The organism is Microcoleus sp. (assembly GCF_049646505.1).
In the GTDB taxonomy this organism is placed as follows: Bacteria; Cyanobacteriota; Cyanobacteriia; order Cyanobacteriales; family Microcoleaceae; genus Microcoleus.
Map to the genome: position 1 here is coordinate 1 of NZ_JBARVX010000301.1, position 5,104 is coordinate 5,104.

The 5,104-nt window shown below is 49.0% G+C and carries 4 protein-coding genes and 1 pseudogene; all 5 read right to left on the bottom strand.

Annotated elements, in window-relative coordinates; all coding sequences use genetic code 11:
- Positions 1-302, bottom strand: a pseudogene (locus WBA89_RS15780) (guanylate cyclase); the annotation flags it as partial.
- A gap of 314 nt (positions 303-616) precedes the next feature.
- Entirely contained in the window at positions 617-2,359 is a 1,743-nt protein-coding gene (gene ftsY / locus WBA89_RS15785) for a signal recognition particle-docking protein FtsY (protein WP_424408001.1), read from the bottom strand.
- A gap of 116 nt (positions 2,360-2,475) precedes the next feature.
- Positions 2,476-3,108 (bottom strand): transcription antitermination factor NusB, encoded by a 633-nt coding sequence (nusB, locus tag WBA89_RS15790; RefSeq protein WP_424408003.1) that lies wholly within the window; start codon positions 3,106-3,108, stop codon positions 2,476-2,478.
- Positions 3,109-3,739: 631 nt separating this feature from the next.
- On the bottom strand, positions 3,740-4,465 hold the full coding sequence (locus tag WBA89_RS15795) for a DUF502 domain-containing protein (protein WP_424408005.1): 726 nt from the start codon (positions 4,463-4,465) through the stop codon (positions 3,740-3,742).
- A 282-nt stretch (positions 4,466-4,747) separates the two neighbouring features.
- Positions 4,748-4,894, bottom strand: coding sequence for a hypothetical protein (locus WBA89_RS15800; protein WP_424408007.1), 147 nt, complete (start codon positions 4,892-4,894; stop codon positions 4,748-4,750).
- Between the last annotated feature and the right edge of the window lie 210 nt (positions 4,895-5,104).

The following is a 5,104-nucleotide window of genomic DNA, read 5'->3' on the forward strand; positions in this document are numbered from 1 at the left end:
TGACAGTGCAACTGCTGGAACCTGACTTGACCGTTGGGTTTGAACACCACTAAAGCTCCCCCGTCGGCATCGGTAACGCGAGTCGCCACCAAAGGTACTAACTCCAAAAATTGATTGAGATTGTTAAAACTGCGGAGGGCAAATCCCAGGGAGCCCAACATATCTTGAACGTTGTGCTGGTATCGGTGCAAGCGGCCCACCAGTTCTTTGAGGGCAAATACTGGCGTCGCGTCGGTAGAATTGCGACCCGCCGGGCGGTCAGCAGGTTGAGGTGAGGGACGAGGCAAAGGCACAGCAGTCATTTTAAATTTGTGATTTTAGATTTTAAAGGCAGCTTGATTGATTGAGGAATTACGTGCCACCTGACCAGAAACCCGGTTTTTTTTCTAGCAAGTAGTTTGGACAGTATGGCATTGATATCAACTGATAGAAAACTTAATAACTTAAGCACATCCTACAGTCATCTTTCCTGTAAGTTGCGAGATACAAGGAGGCAGAGCCTCGCCTACCTGCATTACCAGGCAGAGCCTGGTAACGAGCTAACTGGGCGAAAGTATTGTTTCTAGATGTTTAGCTTTGACTAAAATCTAAAACTTGTACAGCGAAGCCGAAGTATCTAAAATCTAAAATCCAGTAGGGCTTCGACAAATTCGTAACTAGAAAACGGGCGCAAATCTTCGATGCTTTCTCCTACTCCGATAAAGCGGATGGGGAGACCGAGCTGCTGCACTACTGCTAGGGCAACACCACCTTTAGCAGAACCGTCGAGTTTTGTCAATACTACTCCGCTTAATTTGGCAGATTCTGCGAATACTTCTGCCTGTCGCAAACCATTTTGACCGAGTGTGGCATCCAAGACCAGTAGAGATTCTACGGTAGCGCCGGGGGCTTTTTTATCTACTATGCGACGGATTTTACTGAGTTCGTCCATGAGATTTTTTTTGTTTTGCAGGCGGCCTGCGGTGTCTACGATCAGCAGTTCTGTGTTTCTGGCGTTGGCGGCGGCGATCGCATCAAACACGACTGCTGCTGGATCGGTATTTTTGCCGGGGTTGGCAATAATTTCGACACCGCTGCGGGCTCCCCAAACTTTGACTTGTTCTACGGCGGCGGCGCGGAAGGTGTCGGCGGCGGCGATTAGGGTGTTGTAGCCGGATTTTTGGGCGATGTGGGCGAGTTTGCCGATCGTCGTAGTTTTGCCCGCACCGTTGACTCCGACAATTAACCAGATGTTAAAGGTGTCTTTTTCTGGCGCAAATGTCAGGCTGTAGGCGGGATTGCCGGCGGCGGTTTCGGCTGTCGGAGCGTCGAGAATGTCGCGCAGGATGGTTTTGAGGAAGGCTAGAGCTTGTTCTGGCGGTAAGGCTTCTTGTTTGAGTCTTTCTTGCAGGCGGCTGATAATGATGTCGGTGGCTGCGACTCCGACATCGGCTTGTAGGAGCAAAGTCTCAATTTCGGCTACTGCGTCTTGGTTGAGCGGGCCTTGACCGACGATCGCCTTTAGTCGATTAATTAAGCTGCGGCGGGTTCTTTCTAAGCCTTTCCGCAGTTTTTGCAGCCAACTGATTTCTTCGACGGATACTTGATCTGGCCGGCGCCCCTGACTGGCGAGGATTTCTGATGACCATAAAAAGCCTTCGTCAAAGTCGAAACCGGGAATTTCTTCGATAATTGCGGCTCTTTCGGCGGCTGCTGCAATTACTTCTGGTTCTTCAATGGCGGTTTCTCTGAGGCGTTCGATGCGATCCGTGCGATCGGCTTGAGCTCTGGCCCAAAACGGCAGAGATTCGTCGGCTTGCGCCTCAGATGCGATCGACTCGGTTTCTTCTACAACTGAGGTTGCAGGTTGGGCAATTTCTATATTTTCTGCTGTAACTTCTAATTGTGGAGCAGCGGGTGCAAGGTCGATCGCCCCAGCGATTTGCGGATCTGTGTCGGCAAATCCTGCATCTTGTGCTGCATCGGTTGCTTCAACAATCGCTTCTGGTGCGACTTCTGGAACTTCTGCAACAGTTTCTGCTGGTTCAACTTCTGCAACTTCTGCAACAGTTTCAACTTCTGGAACTTCTGCAACAGTTTCAACTTCTGTCTCGGCTGGAACTTCGGCAACTTCTGTCTCGGCTGCAACTTCGGCTACTTCTGTCTCAGGTTTTTGCTGTTTTTGAATATTTTTGTAAGCAGCTTTCGCCCAATTGAGATAATCTTCGGCTGCAGCGGGTGAACTTTGGTCTGTTGCTGCATCTGCTGGAGGCCCGGCGGGTGCCGAAGTTGCCGACTCATCTTGGGTTGGCTGGGGGGGAGTTTCTTTTTCAGAAGATCCGCTTTCGCTGTACTGGCGACGAAACCAATTAAAAACCATAGGAAATTGGGAATATAGTTATTAGTCATTAGTCATCAGTCCTTAGTGTAGAGCGGATTGCGGATTGCCGATCGCTAATGACTAATGACTGATGACTAATGACTGCAGGCTGTTGACTATTGACTAACAACTTCTGCGTTAATTTTATCGACTACTCGGCGGAGAACTCCGTTAATGAAGCGATGTCCTTCGTCGCCGCTGTAGCGTTTTGCTAGTTGGACTGCTTCGCTGACGCTGACTTGTTCGGCTAAGCCGAGATAGAGGATTTCGGCGATCGCAATTCTCATGATATCTCGATCGATCCTGGGCAACCGATCTATTTGCCAATCCACGAGGGATTCCGAGAGCAATTCGTCAATTTGAGGGCGGTTGGCGCTAACTTTCGTCAGGATTTGCAAAGCATAGGTGCGGACATCTTGCTGGTTAGCAAGCTGGAGCAGTTCTGGAAACTCCATTGCCGAACCGAGACGGTTGATGGCGGTTTGCGTAAGTTCCACAGCTTCGCGCACCATTACTCTAGCACTTTGGATATCGCCGGCGCGGATTTCGCTAGCAAGCAGTTTGTCGCTACTCCGCTGCACTTCCGAGGCTGCTGCTTCTAGGGATTCTTGAACTTCTGCTGTCAGGGTGCGGACGGCGGCGAGGACAACATCTTGCAGTTTCTTGGCTTCTAAGAGTTCTGGATTTGACGGTAGTTGGCTGATGCCGAGGAGTGCGAGTTCGCGTGCTGTTTCGCGGGATTTTTTCATAAAAAGAAATACGGTATGTGGGAAACTCAGTCACGAAGAGTGCTGAAAGGGAAACGACCCGGCGATTTCAATCGCCTTGAACCCCCCCTTTCGGGGTGGAGGGGTATGGTTGCCCCTCCGTGGAGATATGGTTGTCTCCGAGTCCCTTTCGGGTAATGTTAGCCTCGTCAATGTTATAAAGGCTTGTTATGCTGGTAGCACTGTCTCAGTGACTTTAAGACTATTTAACTACCAGCGACAGAGCAGGGGACTGGCTTCGTATCCCAGGGTGTCGTGACCTAAATAACGTAGCCAGTTAAGGCTTAGACTGGTCAGTACAGCTTGCAATTTCTTACAAGCTCAGTCTCTTTAGAGCTGAGTTACTGACATTTTTTAGATAGAAATTGGGATAGGAATTTAAGAATTGTTGAGATTGCTAGGTGTTGGTTGAGACCCTAGCCTTGGACTTTAGCAGAAAAACCCGCAAAAAACCCGCCCTCGGTCATGATTGTTGTTGGGCTGGTTTTGGAGAAATATTATCGGTTATTAAAAATACTGGACGGTTTCAACCGCCAGAAAGTCAAACTTGCACCCACCTGCTGTGGGGGTTGAAGACAAGGGCGATTGAAATTACGTTTTTCTCAACCTGGTGTCAATCTTCTTCTATTGGTACAGGCTGGTATCTTGATTCGGATATTAACGGTTCGAGTGTTTTTCCGGGGAGGTTGTCGGCGCTGACGGTAAGCGAGTTGCTGGGGTTGACGATGCCGCCGGAGACGATCAGTTTAAAGGCATCTTCGATCGACATTGACAAATTGACTAGATCGGTTTCCGGGACTATAGCGTACCATCCGGTGGTGGGGTTGGGCGTGGTGGGGATGAAAATGCCGATCGGAGTTTCGCCGGACAAATGAGATGTAATATCGTTAATCTCGATCGTACCCGTCACAAACGCCAAAGCCCAGATTCCCCGGCGCGGATATTCCACCAACACCACCCGGCGAAATTTGTCATTTGAGTTAAGAATAGTTCCCAGCAGTTGTTTGAGGGTTTTGTAAACCGAACCCGCTAGGGGAATTGCCTGCAACAGGCGTTCGCCAAAGTCTAGCAGCCACTTCCCGAAGATGTTGCGGGCCATTAAACCGATGAGTAAAATGCTCAGCAGGGGTACAGCCAGCCCTACTAAAAAATTCAGCAGATTGACCCAAATCGGGTTGAGTCCGTCAAAAGGGTTGATCTGCTTGGGAATTTTGGTAAGAAAATTAATTACCCAACTGGCGACGGTAATTGTCAGCCAGATGGTGGTAGCTAAGGGTATCACTACCAGCAGACCTGCGATCAGGTCGTTTTTTAAGTCTTGTTTGATGCGTTGGAGCACTGGTGGTCAACTCTCCTCGTAACTGGCTGCAAATAACGTGAACAAACCTGAGAGTAAAGCAACTGCACGGGCTTTACTGAAACGTTACTGTGGACGGATAGTCTTGTCTGCTGCTAAACCCCCACCCTTCCCTCAGCGGAAGAGTTAGGGATCGGCGGTGCTGTATCTATATTTTAAAGAATTATTGCAGGCAAAGCGCCTGTTTTTAATATATGCCGGCTGTGCGACAGCTCGCTGTATCGTATATTTTAAGACATTTTGGCTCGGAATCAACCAATCAGCTCACAGTGTTGAGGTGGCGGGAGTCGGGGCGTTTTCTGTAGAGGGCTTTTGGGCTGCTGCGAGAACAGTTGAATTTTGAGGATGGGGCTGGCTAAACCAAGACTGTTGGTAATTGTACTGCGATCGCGCCCCCTCGAGGGCGCACAATCATTTTTTTGAGAAATTGACAGAAGTGCGATCGATAAATGTAGCAGATATTACGTTAAATCATTGGTAAAATCCCAGATACTTATTAGACCTCTTGCCTCAGTCCTTTTAATCAAATTTTGGGACGATGCTCAAAGCCATCCCACAAGAAAAAAAGATTTTTGTGGGACGGGCTCTGGGGCCCGTCCTAATTATTTTTGCAAGAGGTCT